At 59.7% G+C, this 18,825-nt stretch carries 19 protein-coding genes; 7 read left to right on the top strand and 12 right to left on the bottom strand.

Annotated features, from left to right (window positions below; translation table 11 throughout):
* Positions 1–85 precede the first annotated feature (85 nt).
* The 3 genes from KQ933_RS27255 to KQ933_RS27245 all read right to left on the bottom strand — a co-directional run bounded on the left by KQ933_RS27255 (position 86) and on the right by KQ933_RS27245 (position 3,791).
* On the bottom strand, positions 86–454 hold the full coding sequence (locus tag KQ933_RS27255; RefSeq protein WP_216759117.1) for a response regulator transcription factor: 369 nt from the start codon (positions 452–454) through the stop codon (positions 86–88).
* On the bottom strand, positions 454–2,898 hold the full coding sequence (locus KQ933_RS27250; protein ID WP_216759116.1) for a PAS domain-containing protein: 2,445 nt from the start codon (positions 2,896–2,898) through the stop codon (positions 454–456). Before KQ933_RS27250 ends, KQ933_RS27255 begins: the two co-directional genes overlap by 1 nt.
* Before the next feature lie 221 nt (positions 2,899–3,119).
* Positions 3,120–3,791, bottom strand: coding sequence for a VOC family protein (locus KQ933_RS27245; RefSeq protein ID WP_216759115.1), 672 nt, complete (start codon positions 3,789–3,791; stop codon positions 3,120–3,122).
* 249 nt (positions 3,792–4,040) lie between these two features.
* Here KQ933_RS27245 and KQ933_RS27240 point away from each other — a divergent pair, with 249 nt between their 5' ends.
* The 4 genes from KQ933_RS27240 to KQ933_RS27225 all read left to right on the top strand — a co-directional run bounded on the left by KQ933_RS27240 (position 4,041) and on the right by KQ933_RS27225 (position 7,249).
* Positions 4,041–4,883, top strand: a complete 843-nt coding sequence (locus tag KQ933_RS27240) for an SDR family oxidoreductase (RefSeq protein WP_216759114.1) — start codon at positions 4,041–4,043, stop codon at positions 4,881–4,883.
* A 245-nt stretch (positions 4,884–5,128) separates the two neighbouring features.
* Complete coding sequence (locus KQ933_RS27235) at positions 5,129–5,536, top strand: tautomerase family protein (protein WP_216759113.1); 408 nt, start codon at positions 5,129–5,131, stop codon at positions 5,534–5,536.
* 40 nt (positions 5,537–5,576) lie between these two features.
* Positions 5,577–6,605, top strand: a complete 1,029-nt coding sequence (locus KQ933_RS27230) for a D-cysteine desulfhydrase family protein (protein ID WP_216759112.1) — start codon at positions 5,577–5,579, stop codon at positions 6,603–6,605.
* A 47-nt stretch (positions 6,606–6,652) separates the two neighbouring features.
* On the top strand, positions 6,653–7,249 hold the full coding sequence (locus KQ933_RS27225; RefSeq protein ID WP_216759111.1) for an NADPH-dependent FMN reductase: 597 nt from the start codon (positions 6,653–6,655) through the stop codon (positions 7,247–7,249).
* Between the two features lie 71 nt (positions 7,250–7,320).
* Here KQ933_RS27225 and KQ933_RS27220 read toward each other — a convergent pair whose 3' ends face one another.
* The 6 genes from KQ933_RS27220 to KQ933_RS27195 form a co-directional block, all read right to left on the bottom strand.
* Complete coding sequence (locus tag KQ933_RS27220; RefSeq protein WP_216759110.1) at positions 7,321–8,850, bottom strand: aldehyde dehydrogenase (NADP(+)); 1,530 nt, start codon at positions 8,848–8,850, stop codon at positions 7,321–7,323.
* A 200-nt stretch (positions 8,851–9,050) separates the two neighbouring features.
* Positions 9,051–9,686, bottom strand: a complete 636-nt coding sequence (locus KQ933_RS27215) for an isochorismatase family cysteine hydrolase (protein WP_216759109.1) — start codon at positions 9,684–9,686, stop codon at positions 9,051–9,053.
* Between the two features lie 17 nt (positions 9,687–9,703).
* Entirely contained in the window at positions 9,704–10,255 is a 552-nt protein-coding gene (locus KQ933_RS27210) for a hypothetical protein (protein WP_216759108.1), read from the bottom strand.
* Between the two features lie 133 nt (positions 10,256–10,388).
* Positions 10,389–11,381, bottom strand: coding sequence for an enoyl-CoA hydratase/isomerase family protein (locus KQ933_RS27205; RefSeq protein ID WP_216759107.1), 993 nt, complete (start codon positions 11,379–11,381; stop codon positions 10,389–10,391).
* 22 nt (positions 11,382–11,403) lie between these two features.
* The gene (locus KQ933_RS27200) at positions 11,404–11,874 is read right to left on the bottom strand and encodes a RidA family protein (protein WP_216759106.1); all 471 of its coding nucleotides are present in this window, start codon (positions 11,872–11,874) and stop codon (positions 11,404–11,406) included.
* On the bottom strand, positions 11,868–12,593 hold the full coding sequence (locus tag KQ933_RS27195; protein WP_216760835.1) for an SDR family NAD(P)-dependent oxidoreductase: 726 nt from the start codon (positions 12,591–12,593) through the stop codon (positions 11,868–11,870). The genes KQ933_RS27200 and KQ933_RS27195 overlap by 7 nt, the downstream gene beginning before the upstream one ends.
* A 274-nt stretch (positions 12,594–12,867) precedes the next feature.
* Here KQ933_RS27195 and KQ933_RS27190 point away from each other — a divergent pair, with 274 nt between their 5' ends.
* Positions 12,868–13,947 carry a nitronate monooxygenase family protein gene (locus tag KQ933_RS27190; protein ID WP_216759105.1) on the top strand — a complete coding sequence of 360 codons (1,080 nt, stop codon included), beginning with the start codon at positions 12,868–12,870 and terminating at the stop codon, positions 13,945–13,947.
* Between the two features lie 134 nt (positions 13,948–14,081).
* On the opposite strand, the gene KQ933_RS27185 is transcribed toward KQ933_RS27190, so the two are convergent.
* Complete coding sequence (locus tag KQ933_RS27185) at positions 14,082–14,762, bottom strand: response regulator transcription factor (protein ID WP_216759104.1); 681 nt, start codon at positions 14,760–14,762, stop codon at positions 14,082–14,084.
* A 357-nt stretch (positions 14,763–15,119) separates the two neighbouring features.
* Between KQ933_RS27185 and KQ933_RS27180 the strand changes: the two genes are divergently transcribed.
* On the top strand, positions 15,120–15,590 hold the full coding sequence (locus KQ933_RS27180) for a nuclear transport factor 2 family protein (protein WP_216759103.1): 471 nt from the start codon (positions 15,120–15,122) through the stop codon (positions 15,588–15,590).
* A gap of 49 nt (positions 15,591–15,639) precedes the next feature.
* On the opposite strand, the gene KQ933_RS27175 is transcribed toward KQ933_RS27180, so the two are convergent.
* Complete coding sequence (locus KQ933_RS27175; protein WP_216760834.1) at positions 15,640–16,671, bottom strand: LLM class flavin-dependent oxidoreductase; 1,032 nt, start codon at positions 16,669–16,671, stop codon at positions 15,640–15,642.
* Positions 16,672–16,971: 300 nt separating this feature from the next.
* The gene (locus tag KQ933_RS27170) at positions 16,972–18,021 is read right to left on the bottom strand and encodes an alpha/beta fold hydrolase (RefSeq protein ID WP_216759102.1); all 1,050 of its coding nucleotides are present in this window, start codon (positions 18,019–18,021) and stop codon (positions 16,972–16,974) included.
* Between the two features lie 275 nt (positions 18,022–18,296).
* Between KQ933_RS27170 and KQ933_RS27165 the strand changes: the two genes are divergently transcribed.
* Entirely contained in the window at positions 18,297–18,467 is a 171-nt protein-coding gene (locus KQ933_RS27165; protein ID WP_216759101.1) for a hypothetical protein, read from the top strand.
* Positions 18,468–18,825 lie beyond the last annotated feature (358 nt).

Below are 18,825 nucleotides of genomic sequence, written 5' to 3'. Positions count from 1 at the left end.
ATGGGTTCCGCAACTTGTCGTACATTGTCCTATGGTGTCGGATGCTGCCGGACTTTGCTGAGATTGCACCCGAGCTCACACTCTCCTAGGCAAAAACCCGATCCAGCGTTTCCTGGAGCGCGACATCGCTGAACGGCTTGAACAGGCAGGCAACCGCGCCGTTCTGCATGAGTGGAATTCGATCGTTCTCATCCTTGTGGGCTGTTATGAAGACCACGGGAATTCGGTCACCGCGACGGATCAACTCTTCCTCAAGCTCGGGACCGGACATGCCAGGCATGGCGACGTCGAGTATCAGGCAGTTCGTTCTTGACACCCATTCGGAATCCAGGAACTCATCGGCAGAGGAGAATGCGCGGACGTCGTATCCGAACATCCGGATCAGGTCGGGAAGAGACTCTCTGACCGACTCATCATCATCAACGACAGATACCAGCGCGCGCGCGCTCGTCATTATCGATCCGCCTTCGAGCAGGGGCTGTCCTGCGTTCTCCGAGCCCTTATCGAAAAGCCAAATATGGCGCCGCCTGCGGAACCCGAGGTCGCCCAGATTTTACCTCCATGCGCTTCGACTATGGAGCGGCTTACCGACAAACCGATTCCCATGCCATCGGGTTTCGTTGTGCGGAAGGCGTCAAACAGGCGATCTGTTTCCAGAGTTGCCAATCCGCACCCAGTGTCGGAAACTGTCAGTTTCACGCCTCCATCGTCCTCCGCCTCTGTTCGAACTAGGATGCTTCGGGACGAAGGCGATATGTCCGCCATGGCCTCGATGGAATTTCGGAGGAGGTTCATTATGACCTGCTGGAGCTGCACGCGATCTCCAACGATGAGGGGCAGGCTATCGGAAAGTTCCGAATGCAGGCTGATGCGGCCTCGTTGCATGTCGTTTGTCAAGAGCGCGATCACTTCCCGGGCCGCCACGTTGAGGTCGAGCGGCTCGACCGTCGCAACGCCTCGCCTGAACAGATTTCGCAGCCGGACGATCACATCCGCCGCCCGGTTGCCATCGCGGATCGTCCGTCGTGCTGTTTCCATTGCACCGCTCACATCTGGCGGGGTCTGCGACAGCATTAGCAAAGATGTACTGGCGTTCGTGATGATTCCGGCCAAGGGCTGGTTCACCTCGTGCGCAATGGATGCGACCATGGTGCTCAGGCTCATCGCTCGAGCAAGCTGAGCCAGGTCGGAGCGCAGCTTGTCCCGGGCCTGCTCCGCCAGCCGCTGCGCTGAGACATCCTGCACTGCTCCAATGCACTCCGTCGTGCCGTCGAGGTGTTGGACTATGCGTCCCACGACCCTGACATACTTCATACGACCATCGACGAACAGCCTGATGTCGTAGTCAGGGTTGTCGCCTCCCGAGCGCACCTCAGCCATCTTCTTCGCCAGAAGGCCAAGATCCTCCTCGTAGACGCGTGCAGCTATCTTGTCGAAATCGATTACAGTGTTCTGATCGAAGCCGAAGATCCGGTTCAGCTCGTCCGAGAATGTCAGTTCGTCGGTGTCGACCTTCCAGGAAAAGGTCCCGGTCAAGCTGATCCTTTGTCCTTCCGCAAGGAGCACTTCACTTCGTCGGAGCGTCCTCTCCGCGATCGTTCGCGCGGTGATGTCTGTCACGGCGCCTATGAATTCTGGGTCAGCGGCATTCAAGCCGATGTTCTGAAGGACCACGTGCACGTATTTGATTTCCCCGTTTGGCATCAAGAGGCGGTGCTCGAGGTCGACATTCATGCCATCGTGCGCCGCGCGGGAAATGAGCTCTCGGACTTGAGCTAGGTCTTCGGGGTGGCAACGGTCGAACATCATGGTCACCGTCGGCTTCTGCGTGACGGGCAGGCCGGCAACCCGGTAAGCCTGGTCCGACCACTGGATCTCGTCAGTCGACGGTCTCCACCAGACGCTGCCCGTCTGGGTCAGTTCCTGGCCCTGCGCGAGAAACGCAGCGCTCTTGCGCAATTCTTCCTCTGTTCGTTTCCTGTCGTCGATGTCGGTATTCGTGCCGTACCAACCCGCCAGCGACCCATCTTCGGCATATGACGGATTTGCACGGAACAGGAACCACTTGTAGTCGCCATCGCAGCCGCGCAGGCGGGCCTCAGCTTCTCCAGCGCGCCCCGACCTGAGAAGTGCGAGCCATGTGTCCTTCAACGTCGTTGCATCGTCCGGGTGAAGGGCCGTCATCCAGTTCCAGCCAATAGCCTGTTCCCTCGTGTATCCGAGAAACCCCAGGAAATGCGTGTTGAGGTGATCGGCGCGACCGTCCGGTAGGGCGAACCATGCCATCAGTGGAATCGCATCGTCGATCCTGTTGCGCTCGCGAATGATTGCCGCCTGATTGTCATCCCGAAGTTTGAAAGCCTGTCCGATTGCGACGGCTGCCTGGATTGCTGCAACGCGCAGGATGACCCTGTCCTCTTCATCAGGGAAGAAGGATTCACGGGTGCCGGCAACGAGCGCGCCATTGGCGATGTTTGCGTTGAGTTCCTGGAGAACACAGGAGAACGTCGATGTGCCCCATTGCAACGTAGTGGCAGATAACGTGGAAGTCACATCGCCAAGCATGGCTATCAGGTCATGTCGGAAACCACTCGCGTCGTCCAACCCAGCGAGTCTCCCGAACCAAGTGATGTTGGTGCTCCGTTCGCCTTGGCGCGCGGCAATTCTCAGAACCAGGAAATCGACGTTCAACAGAGGGCCGACGACATCCAGGAGTCTCTTGCCAATGTCATCAAGGCCTTTTCCGATCCATGTAGTAGGAAGAGCCGTGATTGTCAGGATGTCGTCCACGCACCGACGAAGCCGATCGCGACCTGTCATCGCGGCGATCTGGGCTGAAGCATGCGGCGGCAGCGCAGGATTGTCTGCATGGGTATTGTCCGGATTCTGGTTCGTCACAATTTCCCTTCGTGAGCTGGAACATCCGAATTGCTTGTCGTAGCCGGTAGCCGTCCGACAGTCGCTCCGTGCTTTTGCGAGGACAATGTCGCCGCCGGATCATGCCTCACCCTGCTGCTATCCATCTATAGTGCAATGGTATCGGTATCGGCGGAAAATCAGCGAGCCCGCGACGCCGCTAGTCCCACCTTGGACTCATTCAGCGCCGCCACGCACAATGCTCATCGAGTCGGGAGAGGACCGCCAGACTGCTCGCTCACGATATATTCGGCGTACCAGTCCGGCCATGCATCGTCGTGTTTCCCACCCATGCGTTTCTCATGTTCGCCATGGGCTTCGGCGGCACGACGAAGCGCGGTCGCAAGATCGGCGGCGGAGCTGAAGGCTGCACCTGTGGCTTCGATGCGGCCGGGAAGTCTCGCGGTCACTTCTTGGAGCAGCCACCCGTTGCCGTCCGGATCCGTGAAGGACGCGAACGAGCCATAGCTGGCGCGAGAGGGGTGGGGGCCGGGGAGCCGTCCGTCTGTACCGTTGTGATGAAACACACCACCCGAGTCATGGAAAACACCGCTCATTTCCGCTCCGCGAGCCGCGAGCGCCGCATGGGCCATCTCGATGTCCGAGACGATGAGATGCAGGCCCTGTGCCGATCCCGGAACGGCCGCAGCAACTTTCCTGCCGAAGATGACGGAGCAGGGCGATCCCGGAGGCGTAACCTGGACGACCCGGAAACCATCTGCGCCAGAGACGTCGGCATCGAGTCTCCAGCCAAGGGCCGTGTAGAAGGACTTCGAGCGATCAACGTCGGATACAGGTATCACAATGACCTCAAGCTTCATGTCGATGTCGTTCACAGCGGTGGCAGACTGAGTGCTGCGCTCCTGGATGGTCATTCGCCTTCTCCCTCTAGGTGAACCTGCGGACCATCCGCAGACGGCGTGACGATGCTCTCGCGCACCGGTCGCGTCCATTGTCCGATGGTGTTGGTTCCGGCGTGTGATCGATCGCGAAAACCCTTCCAAGGTATCGCCGATACCTTCGTCCAATGGATTCTGGGTGGGTTCCGGCCGATCCCTATGACGATTAACGGCCAACAGTCAGATGGGCAGCACGCCCACGGACGCTCAGCAGGGAGACGCTAGATGACCCAATCCTCCAAAGGGACAGCCCTGATTACAGGTGCATCCTCAGGCATCGGGGCGATCTACGCCGACAGGTTCGCCAGACGAGGCTACGATCTCGTCCTCGTGGCGCGCAGCCAAGATGCGCTCACGAAGGTTGCCGGAGAAATCACCCGGGGGACTGGGCGTCGCGTTACGACCCTGCGAGCCGATCTCGGCGCCAAGGAGGACCTTCTCAAGATCGAGAGGTTACTTCACAGCGATCCATCAATCGCGGTGCTCGTCAACAATGCAGGCGTTGGCGCGGTGCAGCCGCTCCTTGTCTCTGATGTTGACGACATGGAGCGCATGATCAGGATCAACGTCACGGCATTGACCCGGCTTGTCTATGCCGCCGCTCCGTCCTTTGTGGCGCGCGAGAAGGGCACGATCATCAACGTCGCATCGGCGCTTGCTCTCGCCCCCGAAATTCTCAACGGCGTCTACGGTGCCACCAAAGCGTTCGTTCTCGCGCTGACGTTCTCGCTTCACAAGGAACTTGCCGAGAAGAACATTCGCGTTCAGGCCGTCCTTCCGGGGGCTGTGGAGACTCCGTTCTGGGAGGCTTCCGGCGGATCGCTCAAGCATCTTCCTGAGAATATAGTCATGAAAGCCGACGACACGGTGGACGCTGCTCTCGCGGGCTTGGATTTGGGGGAGCTGGTGACGCTTCCATCCGTTCCGGACGCGGATGACTGGAATGCATATGAGGCGGCGAGGCAGAAGTTGATACCAAACCTGTCGCGGAGCATTCCTGCGCCCCGATATCGCCCCGCAGCGATCCCGCAGAATGCCATGCCCGGAGCGTCCCATGCCGGGGTTTAAGTTGCCGATCGCACTCAAATCTTGGGTGTCGGCAGGACGGCAGGCAGTCGTCCTCGCCACGATAATAGGTGCGCTGGCATCATGCTCAAATGTATCACAGACGAAGTCTGCCTTCACGCCTTCCGAAGGTGGCGAAGGTCGTAACATGGGTGACCTCAACTCTCGGAATTCCGGTGCGAGCTGCACGCCATCGGGATGCGAATCCACGTCATGACGAAGCACCGCACCGAAGAAGGAGATGACCGATGCCATTGGTGAAGATCCACGTCTTCAAAGGGCGCAGCGTCGATGAACTTCAAACGCTGCTCGACGTAGCCCACGATGTCGTGGTCGAAGCGCTCGGCGTTCCGCGCCGAGATCGATATCAGATATTGGAGCAGTACGACAAATCGCATCTCCAAGTCCTTGATACCGGTCTCGGGTTTGATAGATCCGAAAGATTCGTTCTTGTCGAAATCATCAGCCGCGTCCGCTCACGCACGACGAAGCTCATCCTATACGAAACGCTTGCCCGGTCGTTTCGCATCGAGTGCGGTATCGATCCGTCCGATGTCATGGTCTCTATCGTGGAGAATTCGGACGAAGACTGGTCGTTCGGTATGGGGCGGGCTCAGTTTATCACCGGAGAACTGACTGCAAGCAGAACCGACTGAGGCAGTCGTGCCGCACATCAACCTTCGTGGAGACAGTCCGATGACTAAAACACCGCTCCTAAGCCGTTTCCCGCGCACGCGCCTGATTGAGGGGACGACGCCAATTCAGCGCCTCGACCGCCTCGAGAGTGTCCTCGGTGCGCGTGCAAAGGGTATCACAATATGGGCGAAGCGGGACGACCTCATGGGGTTGGGGGGAGGCGGCAACAAGCTGCGCAAGCTAGAATTCCTTGTAGGGCAGGCCGCAGCCGAGGGCTGCGACACCCTAGTGGCGATCGGAGGAGTCCAATCGAACTTCGCCCGGCTCGCCGCCGCGGCGTGTGCGCGATCCGGCCTGGCATGCGAGCTGGTTCTCGCAAAGATGGTTCCTCGGGATACGGCGATCTATCAGGAGAACGGGAACGTCCTGCTGGATCGCTTGTTCGGGGCTCGCTTGCACGTCCTGAAGCGGGGAGATGACGCGGGTGTGTTCGCCTCACGCCGGGCGTCCGAGCTGGCCGCGTCCGGGCGCAAGCCCTTTGTGGCCACCCTTGGTGGTTCAACACCGGTTGGGTGTCTAGGCTATGTGGACTGCGCTTTCGAGATCGCGATGCAGTCTGCCGAGCTGGGAACGGAATTCGACCACATAGTCATCCCGAATGGCAGCGGTGGAATGCATGCGGGGCTTGCGGCGGGAATGGTGGTCGCAGGCCGTGAACCTTCCCGAGTACTGGCTCACACCGTCCTGTCACCCGTTGATGCCTGCCTTCCCGCTACAGTCGACAAGGTCAATTCTGTTCTCCAGCTTATGTCCAGGAAGGAGCAGGTGGGGCCTGTCGATCTCAGGATCAGCGGCACACAGCTCGGAGGCGGCTACGGCATTCCGACACAGGAGATGGTCGAGGCTGTGAGGTTGCTCGGCAGCACGGAAGGCCTTCTTGTCGATCCCGTCTATGGAGGCAAGGCATTCGCCGGCATGCTTTCTGATTTCGACAGCGGCGCCATCAGGTCGGGATCAAACGTCCTCTTCCTAATGACCGGAGGTTCGCCAGGGCTCTACGCGTACGCCGATGTCCTGAACGACGACTAACCCTCGCACGAGGGCCACAGACAGAAACCAACAGAAGTGAGGATCGCATGGCTTTCAAAAAACCTAAGATCGCCGTCATCATCGGCTCGACCCGTCCGACCCGTTTCGGAGATAAACCAGCGCAATGGATGCTGAAGCAGGCTCAGGCACGCGACGACATGGATGTGGAGGTGGTCGACCTGCGTGACCATCCGCTGCCGTTCTTCCATGAGGTGGCATCCAACGCATGGGCGCCTAGCCAGGATCCGGAAGCGGCCCGTTGGCAGAAGACGGTAGGGCAGTATGATGGCTACATCTTCGTCGTCGCGGAATACAATCGCTCGATCACCGGAGCGCTGAAGAACGCGCTCGATCAGGCCTATACGGAATGGAACCGCAAGCCCTTCACCGCCATCGCCTATGGGAGCACTGGCGGCTCGCGGGCCCTCGAGCATCTCAGGGGTATTGGTGTGGAACTGCAGATGGTCTCCACGCACGCTGCCGTTCACATTGGCGGAAGCGATTTCTTCGCGGTATTCCCGATGGGTGGAAACAAGCCAATCGAGGATATCGAGGCAAATCTCCTGCCGTCGGCCAAGATGGCGCTCGACGAGCTTGTGTGGTGGGCGAAGGCAACAATGGCGGCCAAGGCAGCCGAGCTCTGATCTTCGGAGATGAGGGTTGGTCGGGAAGGCGGTCCAGCCTGCCCGACTTCTTCGTCACCACCCGAGCGCGCTTACGACCTTCTAAGTGACTCCGGAAGCAGCTCCGCCGGGAAGTCCTGGTAGGAAACAGGTCGCAGGAAGCGATAAATCGCCAGTGTCCCGACTGAGGTCGATCTACCGTCTGACGTGGCCGGATACGGCCCCCCATGGACCATCGCCGGGGATACCTCGACGCCGGTTCCGAAGCCGTTTACGAGAAGTCGACCCGCGAGAAGCTCCAACTGCGGGATGATCATCGAGGCGTCAGCGATGTCCTCAGCATCCACGTGCAGGGCGATCGTCAACTGACCTTCCAAGGATTCGATCACTTCAAGTAGCTCCGTTTCGTCCTCGCAGCGAACGATCAGTCCCGAAGCGCCGAAGACTTCCTCCTGAAGCTCCGGATCGCGGAGGAATGCTGCGGCAGTCGTTTCGAAGAGCGCGGCCGCGGCCTGATAGGAAGTTCCGTTCCTCCCCGCAGCGACCTTCGAGACGGACGATGACGACGACAGCCTTGCCACGCCCTTGCGATAGGCGTCGCAGATCCCGCCCGTCAGCATGGTCTGGGCCTCCGTTTCTGAAATCGCTGCACTGGCACTTTCGATGAACGCATCGAGCCCCGCACCGTCGACGGCGATGATAAGGCCCGGATTGGTGCAGAACTGGCCTGCACCCAGGGTTAGAGCGGATGCGAACGATCTTCCGATCTCGGGTGCGCGATTGCGAAGCGCATTCGGATAAAGGATGACCGGATTGATACTGCTCATCTCTGCGTAGACTGGTATGGGCTGCTTCCGCTCCGAGGCGATCTTCATCAGCGCGGTGCCGCCCCGGCGCGAACCGGTAAATCCGACGGCACGGATCCGGGGATCGGCGACGAGGGTCTGTCCCATTTCGAACCCTGCATCGAACAAAAGGGCAAACGTCCCACGTGGAAGACCGCATGCCGCGACGGCGTCCACGACTGCTTTGCCAACGAGCGCGGACGTTCCGGGGTGGGCGGAGTGGGCTTTAACGACAACCGGGCAGCCGGCGGCGAGAGCCGAGGCTGTGTCGCCGCCAGCGACAGAGAATGCGAGCGGGAAGTTCGATGCTCCGAATACGGCGACCGGACCGAGAGCAACGTTTCTCAGTCGTAGGTCCGGTTTGGCAACAGGCTTGCGCTCAGCGTCGGCCGGGTCGAAGCGAAGCTCCTGAAACTTGCCGTCGCGGACCTCTTTCGCGAACAGGCGCAACTGTTCGACAGTTCTGGCGCGCTCGCCTTCGATTCGAGCGCGCGGCAGACCAGTTTCGTCCGACGCTCGCAGGATGAGATCGTCGCCGAGTGCGATGATGCCATCAGCGATGGCTTCCAGAAAGCGCGCCCGATCTTCGAGCGTCGTCTCCTTGTAGACCGGGAACGCGGCCCACGCCAAAGCCGCGGCCATCTCCGCCTGCTCCTTCGTCGCGCCTGCGAAAGTCGGTTCCATCGAGCTGCCGTCGGCAGGGTTTGTCGCGGTGAACGTCGCAGCCGCGCCACGCACGTTTGCGCCGCCGATGAGGAGGTCGCCGGAGAGTGTCATGTGGATCCTTTCGAATAGGGAGCCTCTGTGCTGCATGGGAGCATCGACATAGTCGGCGGCAATTGGCTGTCGAACTCACATAGGTGCAGGTGAAGGGCCTGCCAACCCTTCGAAACGAAAAGTATTACTTTTTAGTTTCAAGAGAGATCCGGCGCGCGCGTGAACGCCCGCCGGATACTGGTGGCGGCTGAGATGCGAGCTTACGCCGCTTGTGTGAGGGCGATCGCTTCGATGGCCTCAGTGGTCTCGACGATAGCGCTGGCATAGCTGGGGAGGTTGACCTCCAGAGCGGCATGCATCATCTCCGGCGAGTAATCGGCTACCGCGTCCTTGACGACGGTCACGTCGTATCCGAGTTCGGCGGCGTAGCGGACTGTCGCCTCGATGCAGGTATGCGCGACGAGCCCGATCACGATCAGCCTCTGGATTCCATGCCGCTTCAGCTCGAGATCGAGATCGGTGTTGGCGAAACCGCTGGAGCACCAGTGTTCGGAGGCCACGACCTCGCCCGGTTGCGGCACGAACTCAGCGCGAAATTCTCCGCCCCATGTGCCGAACTCGAAGCTCTTGCGATGCCAAGCCGCGCGCTGGATAGGAGCGATGAACTTCCAATTTTCGTAATCGCCTGCGCGATACCTGTGATGCATTGCGTAGAAGACACGAAGCTTCGCCTCGCGTGCCGCATTGAGCACCTGGAGCATGTGCGGCACGCAGTTGTTCGCCTCGGCCACTTCCTTGATCCTCGGCCAGATCTTGCCGCCTTCGGAAATGAAGTCGTTGTATGGATCGACCACGAGCAGACCAGTATTGTTCCGGTCGAAAGACAGTTGTGTCATGGGTATTCCTCCGGTGATCAGGCCGCTTTCGTGGAGGCGGCGTTCTTCAGCGCCGCCCGCTCGATGCTTGCCGCAAACAGGGGTGTTTCGCCTTTGTTGTGTGCGATCGACATCGGTTGCCGCTGCGTCCGGAAGATCTCGAACGGGATTCCCTGGCGGTCGAGCGAGGCCATCATCTCGTCCGTCGCATAGGACCTGACGCGGTTGGTGAACTCGCATCGACCCGCGTCGAGTTTCTTGACGCTGAGCTCCCAGGTGACGTGGATCGTAACGCGGCCATTTGGCGTGAACACGTCGGAATCGGAATCAAGAATGAGATGATCCTTCTCGCCGAGGGTTTCGAGGTAATGCTGGACCATGAGGCTCCCGCCGATCGTCTCGACATTAATCGACATGCGAGTTCCGTCGGAAGCCGTCGTGAAGCCTGCGGCGATGTGTGCGGGAGAGCATCCTTGGTATTCCTTCTCGGGCAGGGTGAAGCACCACTTCGGTATATCCACCTGTTCGATCGGCGCGTTGATGATTGCCGAGAAGCTGGAATCGACGATCTGGTTTTCGATGCTGTGCATGTGACTTCTCCATCGCTGGTTGGTTGTCGGTGCGGAAAATCTCCGCGGCTGGGACGCGATTTATCTGAGTGGACGATTGGCAGGATGTGCGCCCGCGCGACCTGCCGTTCCGACGCGCGGGCGCGGCTCCGGCCTACTTGTCGGCCAAAGTCTGCGTGTAGTGCCCGAGCCGCGCTTCGATGTCGGGGTTCGTCTGAAGCCCCATTTCCATCAGGCGGCCGATGTTCTTCTGCGCCACGGGGCGCTGGACGGACTGGATGAACGCGTCCCAGCCCGCTCCGATTTCCGGATCGCTGGGGAGGCTGGCGAAATCGACGAGGCGTTTCGTATCGGCGATCGCCTGGCGGTCGAAACCAGAAATCCTCGCGGCGAGCGCATCGACGAAGGGGTCGAGCTTCTCGTCGTCGAACGAACGGTTGACGTAGCCGTACTCCTCGGCAAGCTCGCCGTTGATGTCATCGGACCCGAGCAGCACCTCGAGTGCACGGCCGCGGCCCATTAGACGCGGAAGGCGTGCCATTGGGCCGCCGCCCGGGACGAAACCGGCTCCGACCTCCCATTGAGAAAGGATTGCATTCTGCTTGCTGGCAAACCGCATATCGCTGGCGAGCGCCAATTCGCTGCCGACGCCCGTGGCTCGCCCGCGGATCAGCGCGATAGAGACAACGGGCGCCTTGCTGATACGAACGAGCATGTCCGGGAGGGGATGGAGGCCGGTCTTCCCATAAGGCAAGCTTGTGGATTCGGAGAGCGGCGGCGTAAAGTTGTAATGGGTGAGGAAGAAGCCCGGCACAGCGCTGTCGAAGACAACGACCCTCAGGTTCGGGTCCGCTTCGATCTCCGCGACGACCTTCTCCATCTGTGGAATGGTCTCCGGCCCGAATATGTTGAAGGGCGGATTGTCGAAGGTGACGCGCCAGTATGCGGGTGTGCGCCTCTCGATCCGGATCTGCGGTTTCTCGCTCGCAGGCTGTGACTTGGCGTCAGCGGGGCGATCGGTCTTTTGCGCGACCATGGTCTGCCCGGAAAGAGCGAGCGCGGGAAGCATGAGCACTGCGGCAGCAGTCAGGAACTTCGATGACGCGATCATTGCGCTCCTCGAGATGGGTTTCATGAATACCTCCATTCAGGTTGTTGGAACGATGTCGCTAGGATTCGATTTCGAGCACGAGTTCGATTTCGACCGGCATTCCCAACGGAATGCTGGAGACGCCAAGGACGATGCGGGGCGGAACCGACGACGCGCCAAAGACATCCCGCAGAAGCTCGGATGCTCCGTCGGCCACCTTCGGGTGCTCCTGGAAATCGCCCGGCGATGCAATGTACACGCCGAGTTTGGCGATACGGCTGATCTTATTCAGCGACCCCAGGTGCGCTTTCGCCGCGGCGAGCCCACTGAGGCAGGCAGCACGGGCGGCGTCGTATCCTTGAGGAACCGAAAGACCCTCGCCGACGCGCCCATGGTAGATCGCTTCGTGTCCAATCACCGGGAGCATGCCACTGAGGAAGAGAAGCGGGCCGACCTGGACCGCCTCGACATAGGCGCCGAAAGGTGTCGGCGGGGGAGGGAGCTTGATATCAAGATCCCGCAATCGTGCGTCAGCGCCAGGGACTACCATTTCCCCAAATGTGCGCCGTTGTCGACGTGCAGCACCTCCCCGGTAATGTTGGTAGATTCCGTCAGATAGACGACACCGTTGACGATCTCCTGGACGGCGGTGATCGTACCGATCGGCGAGAGAGACTTCAGAAAATCCTTCGGATCCTTTTCATGCATCGGCGTGTCGACGATGCCGGGAGCGACGGCGTTCACCCGGATGTTGTCCTTGGCGAATTCCATCGCGAGGCTCTTCGTGACCGCATTCAGGCCGCCCTTGGTGATCATGGCGAAGGACGCGGTCACACCGGCAATCGGGTGGTCTGTCAGCGAAGTCGTAATCGTAACGACGCTTCCGCCGGATCCCTGGCGGAGCATCTGCCGGATCGCGTGTTTGGTGAAGTGTATGAATCCTTCAACATTCGTCGCGGTAAGCTGCCGAAGGTCGTCGATCGTGTATTCGAGGAACGGCTTGGTGAAGAAAATGCCCGCGTTGTTCACCAGCGCGTCGATCGATCCGAAGCGTTCGATCGCGCGGTGCGCCACCCGTTCGGCGGTTACTGGATCTCCCACATCGCCATCGACCAGTTCCAGGTGTTCCGGAGCGTCCGGCAGCGATGCTTCCGTGACACGGCGCGATGTGCCGACGACATTGTAGCCTCGTTCGAGGAACGATCTGACCAGTCCTGCCCCGATCCCCTGCGACGCGCCGGTGATCAAGATTGTTTTACGCGTGCTCATTAGCACCTCCATTGTTGGACCACGCACGATCCTCCACCCGCCGACGCGCGGCAGGTTCGCTAGGATCTTCAAAGTCATGTCTCTGCTGTTGGGGGTGGGAACGATCGTCGCCACCCGCCCTGACAACACCATCTCGCGGTTCAACGCTTCTAACTATTGTACGAAGGTGTCCCCGATACCTTTGGATCGGGTGCCAGATCATCAGGTGCAATAGACCCGCCACGTGCAACGATCTAACGAGTGGTCGAGCCACACGAATGGGATGGTATCTGATATGACGCACTGGCCAGACCGACGCATTCTCGATCTTTTCGGTATTGAGCTTCCGATCATCCAGGCGCCCATGGCGGGAGCCACGACAATCGAGATGGTGGTCGCCGCAGGGCAGGCTGGCGGACTAGGCTCGCTGCCGAGTGCGCAGTTGACCGTCGACCAATTGGAAGCAGCGATCCGCAACATACGTGGCTTGAGCAAGGCGCCGCTGAATATAAACTTCTTCGCGCATCAAACGCCTCCGGTCGACGCGGTCGCTCAGATGCGATGGAGGGCGTTGCTGGCGCCCTACTATGTCGAGTTCGATCTCGACCCTGCTGCTCCTGTTTCAGGCGCGGGTCGTGCGCCATTCGATGAAGCTTTCTGCCAGGTTGTCGAAGAGCACAGGCCGGAGGTGGTGAGCTTCCATTTCGGATTGCCCACAAAGCCGCTCGTAGACCGCGTGAAGGGAGCCGGGGCGAAAGTGGTGTCTTCGGCAACGACTGTGGCCGAAGCCGTGTGGCTGGAGGCGAACGGGGCCGACGCCGTGATCGCGATGGGTTCGGAGGCCGGAGGGCATCGTGGCAACTTCCTCACGCAGGACATGTCCACACAGGTCGGAACGATGGCGCTCGTTCCGCAAGTTGTCGATGCCGTAGCGGTTCCTGTGATTGCTGCCGGCGGTATCGCCGACGGGCGGGGCGTCGCCGCAGCCATGATGCTGGGCGCTTCCGCGGTTCAGGTCGGCACTGCCTACCTATTCTGTCCGGAGGCGAAGATCCCGGCGGTACACGCGCAAGCGCTCGCCAAGGCAGATGACGATAGTACCGCGATCACGAACGTCTTCACCGGTCGTCCCGCCAGAGGTATCGTCAACCGCCTCATGCAGGAACTCGGTCCCATTTCAGAGGCCGTGCCAGCGTTTCCAACCGCAGGTGCCGCACTGTCTGCCGTGCGCGCCCAAGCGGAAAAGGCGTCCCGGAACGACTTCACGAACCTGTGGGCGGGCCAGTCGGCGAGGCTTGCGCCCAGGATGGGCGCCTGCGACCTCACCCGAAACCTATACGAAGCAGCGTTGATGGTGATCGAGCGCCGAGCTTGACTGCTTTCGAACATGTCGTCGGTCGGTTCGCATGCACACACCGCTCTTTTGTCGCGATGATAGTTCACTATCCATCCGAAAGAGTCGAAGTGCGAGGAAAATCGGCTGCCGCGATAATTGGTCTGCTGAACGTTTCAGTCTGTCTCGACACTTTCTCCGAGGCGGAGCTTTGCAGCCATGTTCACCAGTTCCGGTAGGGTGCGCGCGTCCATTTTACGCATCACTTGGCCGCGATGCGCCTTCACGGTAATCTCGCTTATGTCGAGGTCGAAGGCGACCTGCTTGTTCAAGAGACCCTTGACCACGCGTATCATCACCTCGCGTTCCCGCTTGGTCAGCGTTTCGTACGAGCGCTGCAGCCGTCGAAGCTCCTCGTCGTTGCGCAACATTTCTTCGCTCCGCGCCAGTGCCGATCGGATCGCCTCCAGAAGCGCCATCGTGTCGATGGGTTTGGTAAGGAAATCCATCGCGCCCCCCTTGAGCGCCTTCACAGTCATCGGGACATCACCAAAGCCGGAGACGAAAATGATAGGCATGCGATTGCCGCCCATATTGATCATGGTCTGCAAATCGAGGCCGTTCAGGCCAGGCATATTGACATCGAGTACGAGACAGCAGGGAGCTGACGAAAGCGGTGTTGCAAGGTAGGCTTGGGCGGATTCAAAGAGCAGTGGCCGCCATCCCGCAGATAGTATCAGGAGCTCGAGGGATTCCCTGACTGATATGTCGTCGTCGATAACTACGACTGTTGGTCGCTCGACATCCCGGCTGTCGGGAAGCGCTGCGTTCGTCATTGCCGAGATCATCCGATACATGTGCTTCGTCCCCAGAGAAGACAGCAGGCTCGTCGTCCAATCGAAGTATGTATATCATAACTCTCAATTTGCGGCGCGGGCAGCGCAATGCGCCTGCTCCGACCGCCTGGCGAGGATGCGCCGTTCTGGCGAGAAGTCCATTGTACAATGGTATCGGCTGAGTCTTGTCGGGGTTAAGCGGCGTTGGGTTTGCGCCAACACCATCGTACAATGGATTACGCCACCGCCGCCGCGCATGCTGCCTTCGCTGGCTTGGCAACCCGAATTTCTCTGTGGCGCGTTCCCACGTCCGTCAAGTCGGCCGATCGACGCAGTGGGTTGGCGTAGCGCGCCAAGATTCCGGAGAGAGGTTTAGACATGAACGAACGTTTTGAAGAAATTACGGGTGTTGAACAGAGGGCGGGGGATGATAGCGCCCTGGATGCGCTGATCGAATTCTACAGGGCATTCAATTCGGCCGATATCGTGGGCTTGGAAGCGGTCTGGTTTCCTGGGGCGGCTCCTAGCATGGACAACCCTATCGGCGGAATTCGTCGTGGGTGGAACGAGATCGCTGAGGGTTATGCTAAGCTGTTCGGTGGCCCCGCCACCGTAAATGTGACGTTCCATGATTTCACCAGCCAAGGTGGACGCGAGTGGCATCTGTTCGTCGGTCGGGAGCGGGGTACGTGTAGAACTGCCAGCGACAGTCTCGATGTCGCCTTCCGAACAACCCGCTGGTTCGTTCGGATGGATGGCGCCTGGAGACAACTCCATCATCATGGCTCCGTCGAGGATCCGGAGATGCTCGCCGCCTATCAAAACCTCATTTTCGGCAGCAGCGATTGATAACAAGGCCAGTTATCTTCCTTGAACCTTGCGTCGTTCAATGACGCACTTAACCTTGTCCGCGAACAAGAGGCGCGACATCAGTGCCGAGAAGTTCGATAGAGCGGCGCATCGCCTCGGTTTCCAGTGCAGCGGTACTCATCTGGAAGGTGATGCGAGAAACTCCGCGCAAGGTGTTGTTAATATGCAAAATCTTGGCCGCAACCGTTTGCGGACTGCCAACCAGGAACGCGCCACCCGGACTGCACATGTGGTCAAATTGCGCCTTTGTCGGCGGCGGCCAGCCCCGTTCCCGTCCAGCGTCCGTGAACATCTGGAACCAGCCCGGGAAAAACGCTTCCCTGGCAGCCGCGTCGGTTTCTCCGACGAAGCCCAGGGCATGTACACCGACCATTTGGTCCTTCGGGGGATGGCCGGCGGCATCCCATGCGCGACGATAAAGATCGACCAGGGGCAGGAAACGCTCGAAGCTTCCGCCGATGATGGCGACCATCAACGGTAATCCGAGTGTCCCCGCGCGGACAAACGATTCAGGTGTGCCACCCACGCCCAGCCAGATTGGTAGTTTGGGCTGGTGTGGACGGGGAAAGACACCCTCGCCATTGATCGCTGGACGAAAGCGGCCCTGCCATTTGACACTGGGTTGCTCCCTGATCCTCAGCAAGAGGTCCAGCTTCTCGGCGAACAGTGCGTCGTAGTCCCGCAGGTCGAATCCGAACAGAGGATAGGCCTCGACTGATGAGCCGCGACCGACCACGATTTCGGCTCTTCCGCCGGATATCAGATCCAGTGTGGCGAACTCCTGGAAGAGCCGCACGGGGTCGGCGGCACTGAGGACTGCTACGGCACTAGTCAGTCTGATGGATTTTGTGCGTGCGGCGGCGGCCGCAAGGATGACAGCAGGGGCTGAATCAAGCGCGTTCTCACGATGGTGTTCGCCCATTCCGAAGATATCGAGCCCGACTTGATCCGCGAGCTCTATTTCCGCAAGCACACTCTCCATGCGGTCAATGGCTGACTGCAATCGCCCGGTGGCAGGGTCGGTCAAAAGCATTGCGAAACTATCGATACCAATTTCAATCATAGATCCTGCCGGGTTTGAGCTGGTGGTGTCGCCTTACTAAAGATCCTTCCAGCTACGAACGCTCCTCGCCGTCCAATCGCGCAGAAAAGCTGTGCTATCTGAAAGTGCCTTCCACCATCACACGACCAGCGGGTGCCGCACCAGCCGCCATTTTTTGATCGATTTCATCTAAGGATTCGATAGGGTGTATTTTGATGGGTCACCATTGGACAGGCGTCGAGCCCGGACAGACGTGCGTGAAACCTGTCGGATGTTCCGTGCTCCCTGAAAAAGGCCGGGGCCTGCGCTAATGCGGAGCTACACCCAGCCGTCCACATCAATCACGGCGCGGGCGAAAGATTCCGGGGCTTCTTGTGGGAGGTTGTGACCGATCCCACCTGTGATGAGGCGGTGCTCATATTTCGCCTTGAACTTCGCTGCATAAGTCTTTGCATCTGGGTGGGGTGCCTCGTTGGCGTCACCTTCCATGGTAATCGTGGGCACGTGTATTTCGGGGCCGACTGCCAGCTTGCTTTCCAACTCGTCGAACCGCTTCTCGCCTTCGGCCAGTCCGAGACGCCATCGATAGTTATGGACGACAATCGCGACATGGTCTGGGTTGGCGAACGCCGTGGCACTTCGCGAGAACGTTTCTTCGTCGAATTTCCACTTTGGGGAGGCGAGCTTCCAGATGAGCTTGGCGAAGTCGTTCGTATATTTCTCATAGCCGTCGCGACCGCGATCTGTGGCGAGATAGAATTGGTACCACCACTGGAGTTCGGCGGGCGGCGGCAGGGGGGCCTTTCCGGCGGTCTGGTTTCCGATCAGATAGCCGCTGACCGATACGAGGGCCTTACAGCGTTCCGGCCAGAGGGCGGCGACTATGCCGGCTGTCCTCGCTCCCCAGTCGAAGCCAGCGATTGTAGCCTGCTTGATTCCCATGGCGTCCATGAGCTTGATCGTATCAACTGCAATCGCCGCCTGCTGGCCATTGCGTTTCGTCGCGGCTGATAGGAAACGCGTGCCGCCGTAGCCTCGGAGGAAGGGCACGATGACGCGGTGGCCTTGGCTTGCAAGGAGAGGTGCGACCTCCGCGAAGCTGTTGATGTCGTACGGCCAGCCGTGCAGTAGCAAGACTGGTGATCCGGACGCTGGTCCGACGTCGGCATAAGAAACTAGCAGGTCACCTGCCTCGATGGTCTTGTTTGCTTCGAGTATGGCTCCGGCAGGAGCCGGCGGTACCTCCGCACGCGTGGGCGCATGAGAGGCTTCCGCCATCTTCTCGCCGAGCACACCCGCCGCAGTAATAGCGAGTGCGACGCTGCCTAACGATCGGCGTGTGAAATTTGCGGGTACGCCTTTGGACATTGCGCCAGTCTCCAATGGTGATTGCTGGGTAAAGGCTGCACTCACGCTCCGGATTCCGAGAGTGTTTGCGCTGCCTTCCGTATCGAGATCCGTTGTCGATCCGTACCCGAGAACATTGAGACCGGCCCCTGGGGCGCGATACTGCACGATGGTATCGCCTATACGAACGTATCGCCTATACCAAGGTGCAAATGCCTTCCTGACGGTCCGCCGACATAGTCTCGGTCGAAGCCGGCGGCTGCGGATCAGCCACAGCCAAAAATCGGGAGCAGACGATGATCTATCGCGACCAGGAACCTCGTAGCTCAGGCTTTCCGCTTGTTGTGATCGCAATTGCCATGGTGGCGATCGTTGGGGCTCTGATTTCCATCAGCGAGCGGCCGGCACCGACGCGTGTCTGGGTGCCTTCTGCTTCCGTCGGTTCTGGAGCGAGCGCCGCTCTGTAGGATCCCGTTTGACCTGTCGAGGGAAATACAATCATGCCAGGCCCAATAGACAGGCGATGCCTTCGCCCGCTCATGCCGGAGGAGGTGTCGATAGCAGCAGACGTACTGAAGGAATACTGCGAAGCTCGACACTGGAACAGAAAGAGCGAGGAAGCGGAGGCAGTAGCACGAGACATCATTCGGTGGCTCCAGTCAGGAGCTCCGAGCCGGGAGCGGCTTCAGGAGATCCTCAGAGCAAGATGTTGAGATGGGTCATTCCATGCAGTCCGCTGACCTGGCACAGTATTGGGAAGCGAAACTCTTCAGGTACGCTCAAGCTTGCCGCCCCAAAGGCTACCTACGCGCCGGAAACGCGCGA

It is taken from the genome of Rhizobium sp. WYJ-E13, from assembly GCF_018987265.1.
In the GTDB taxonomy this organism is placed as follows: Bacteria; Pseudomonadota; Alphaproteobacteria; order Rhizobiales; family Rhizobiaceae; genus Rhizobium.
Note: the sequence above shows the minus strand (reverse complement) of the source record. Positions and strands in the feature narration are given on the sequence as shown.

Coding starts and splice junctions, on each gene's coding strand:
- KQ933_RS27255 (WP_216759117.1), bottom strand. CDS start 454: ATGACGAGCGCGCGCGCGCTGGTATCTGTCGTTGATGATGATGAGTCG.
- KQ933_RS27245 (WP_216759115.1), bottom strand. CDS start 3,791: ATGACCATCCAGGAGCGCAGCACTCAGTCTGCCACCGCTGTGAACGAC.
- KQ933_RS27240 (WP_216759114.1), top strand. CDS start 4,041: ATGACCCAATCCTCCAAAGGGACAGCCCTGATTACAGGTGCATCCTCA.
- KQ933_RS27235 (WP_216759113.1), top strand. CDS start 5,129: ATGCCATTGGTGAAGATCCACGTCTTCAAAGGGCGCAGCGTCGATGAA.
- KQ933_RS27230 (WP_216759112.1), top strand. CDS start 5,577: ATGACTAAAACACCGCTCCTAAGCCGTTTCCCGCGCACGCGCCTGATT.
- KQ933_RS27225 (WP_216759111.1), top strand. CDS start 6,653: ATGGCTTTCAAAAAACCTAAGATCGCCGTCATCATCGGCTCGACCCGT.
- KQ933_RS27220 (WP_216759110.1), bottom strand. CDS start 8,850: ATGACACTCTCCGGCGACCTCCTCATCGGCGGCGCAAACGTGCGTGGC.
- KQ933_RS27215 (WP_216759109.1), bottom strand. CDS start 9,686: ATGACACAACTGTCTTTCGACCGGAACAATACTGGTCTGCTCGTGGTC.
- KQ933_RS27210 (WP_216759108.1), bottom strand. CDS start 10,255: ATGCACAGCATCGAAAACCAGATCGTCGATTCCAGCTTCTCGGCAATC.
- KQ933_RS27205 (WP_216759107.1), bottom strand. CDS start 11,381: ATGGAGGTATTCATGAAACCCATCTCGAGGAGCGCAATGATCGCGTCA.
- KQ933_RS27200 (WP_216759106.1), bottom strand. CDS start 11,874: ATGGTAGTCCCTGGCGCTGACGCACGATTGCGGGATCTTGATATCAAG.
- KQ933_RS27195 (WP_216760835.1), bottom strand. CDS start 12,593: ATGAGCACGCGTAAAACAATCTTGATCACCGGCGCGTCGCAGGGGATC.
- KQ933_RS27190 (WP_216759105.1), top strand. CDS start 12,868: ATGACGCACTGGCCAGACCGACGCATTCTCGATCTTTTCGGTATTGAG.
- KQ933_RS27185 (WP_216759104.1), bottom strand. CDS start 14,762: ATGTATCGGATGATCTCGGCAATGACGAACGCAGCGCTTCCCGACAGC.
- KQ933_RS27180 (WP_216759103.1), top strand. CDS start 15,120: ATGAACGAACGTTTTGAAGAAATTACGGGTGTTGAACAGAGGGCGGGG.
- KQ933_RS27170 (WP_216759102.1), bottom strand. CDS start 18,021: ATGTCCAAAGGCGTACCCGCAAATTTCACACGCCGATCGTTAGGCAGC.
- KQ933_RS27165 (WP_216759101.1), top strand. CDS start 18,297: ATGATCTATCGCGACCAGGAACCTCGTAGCTCAGGCTTTCCGCTTGTT.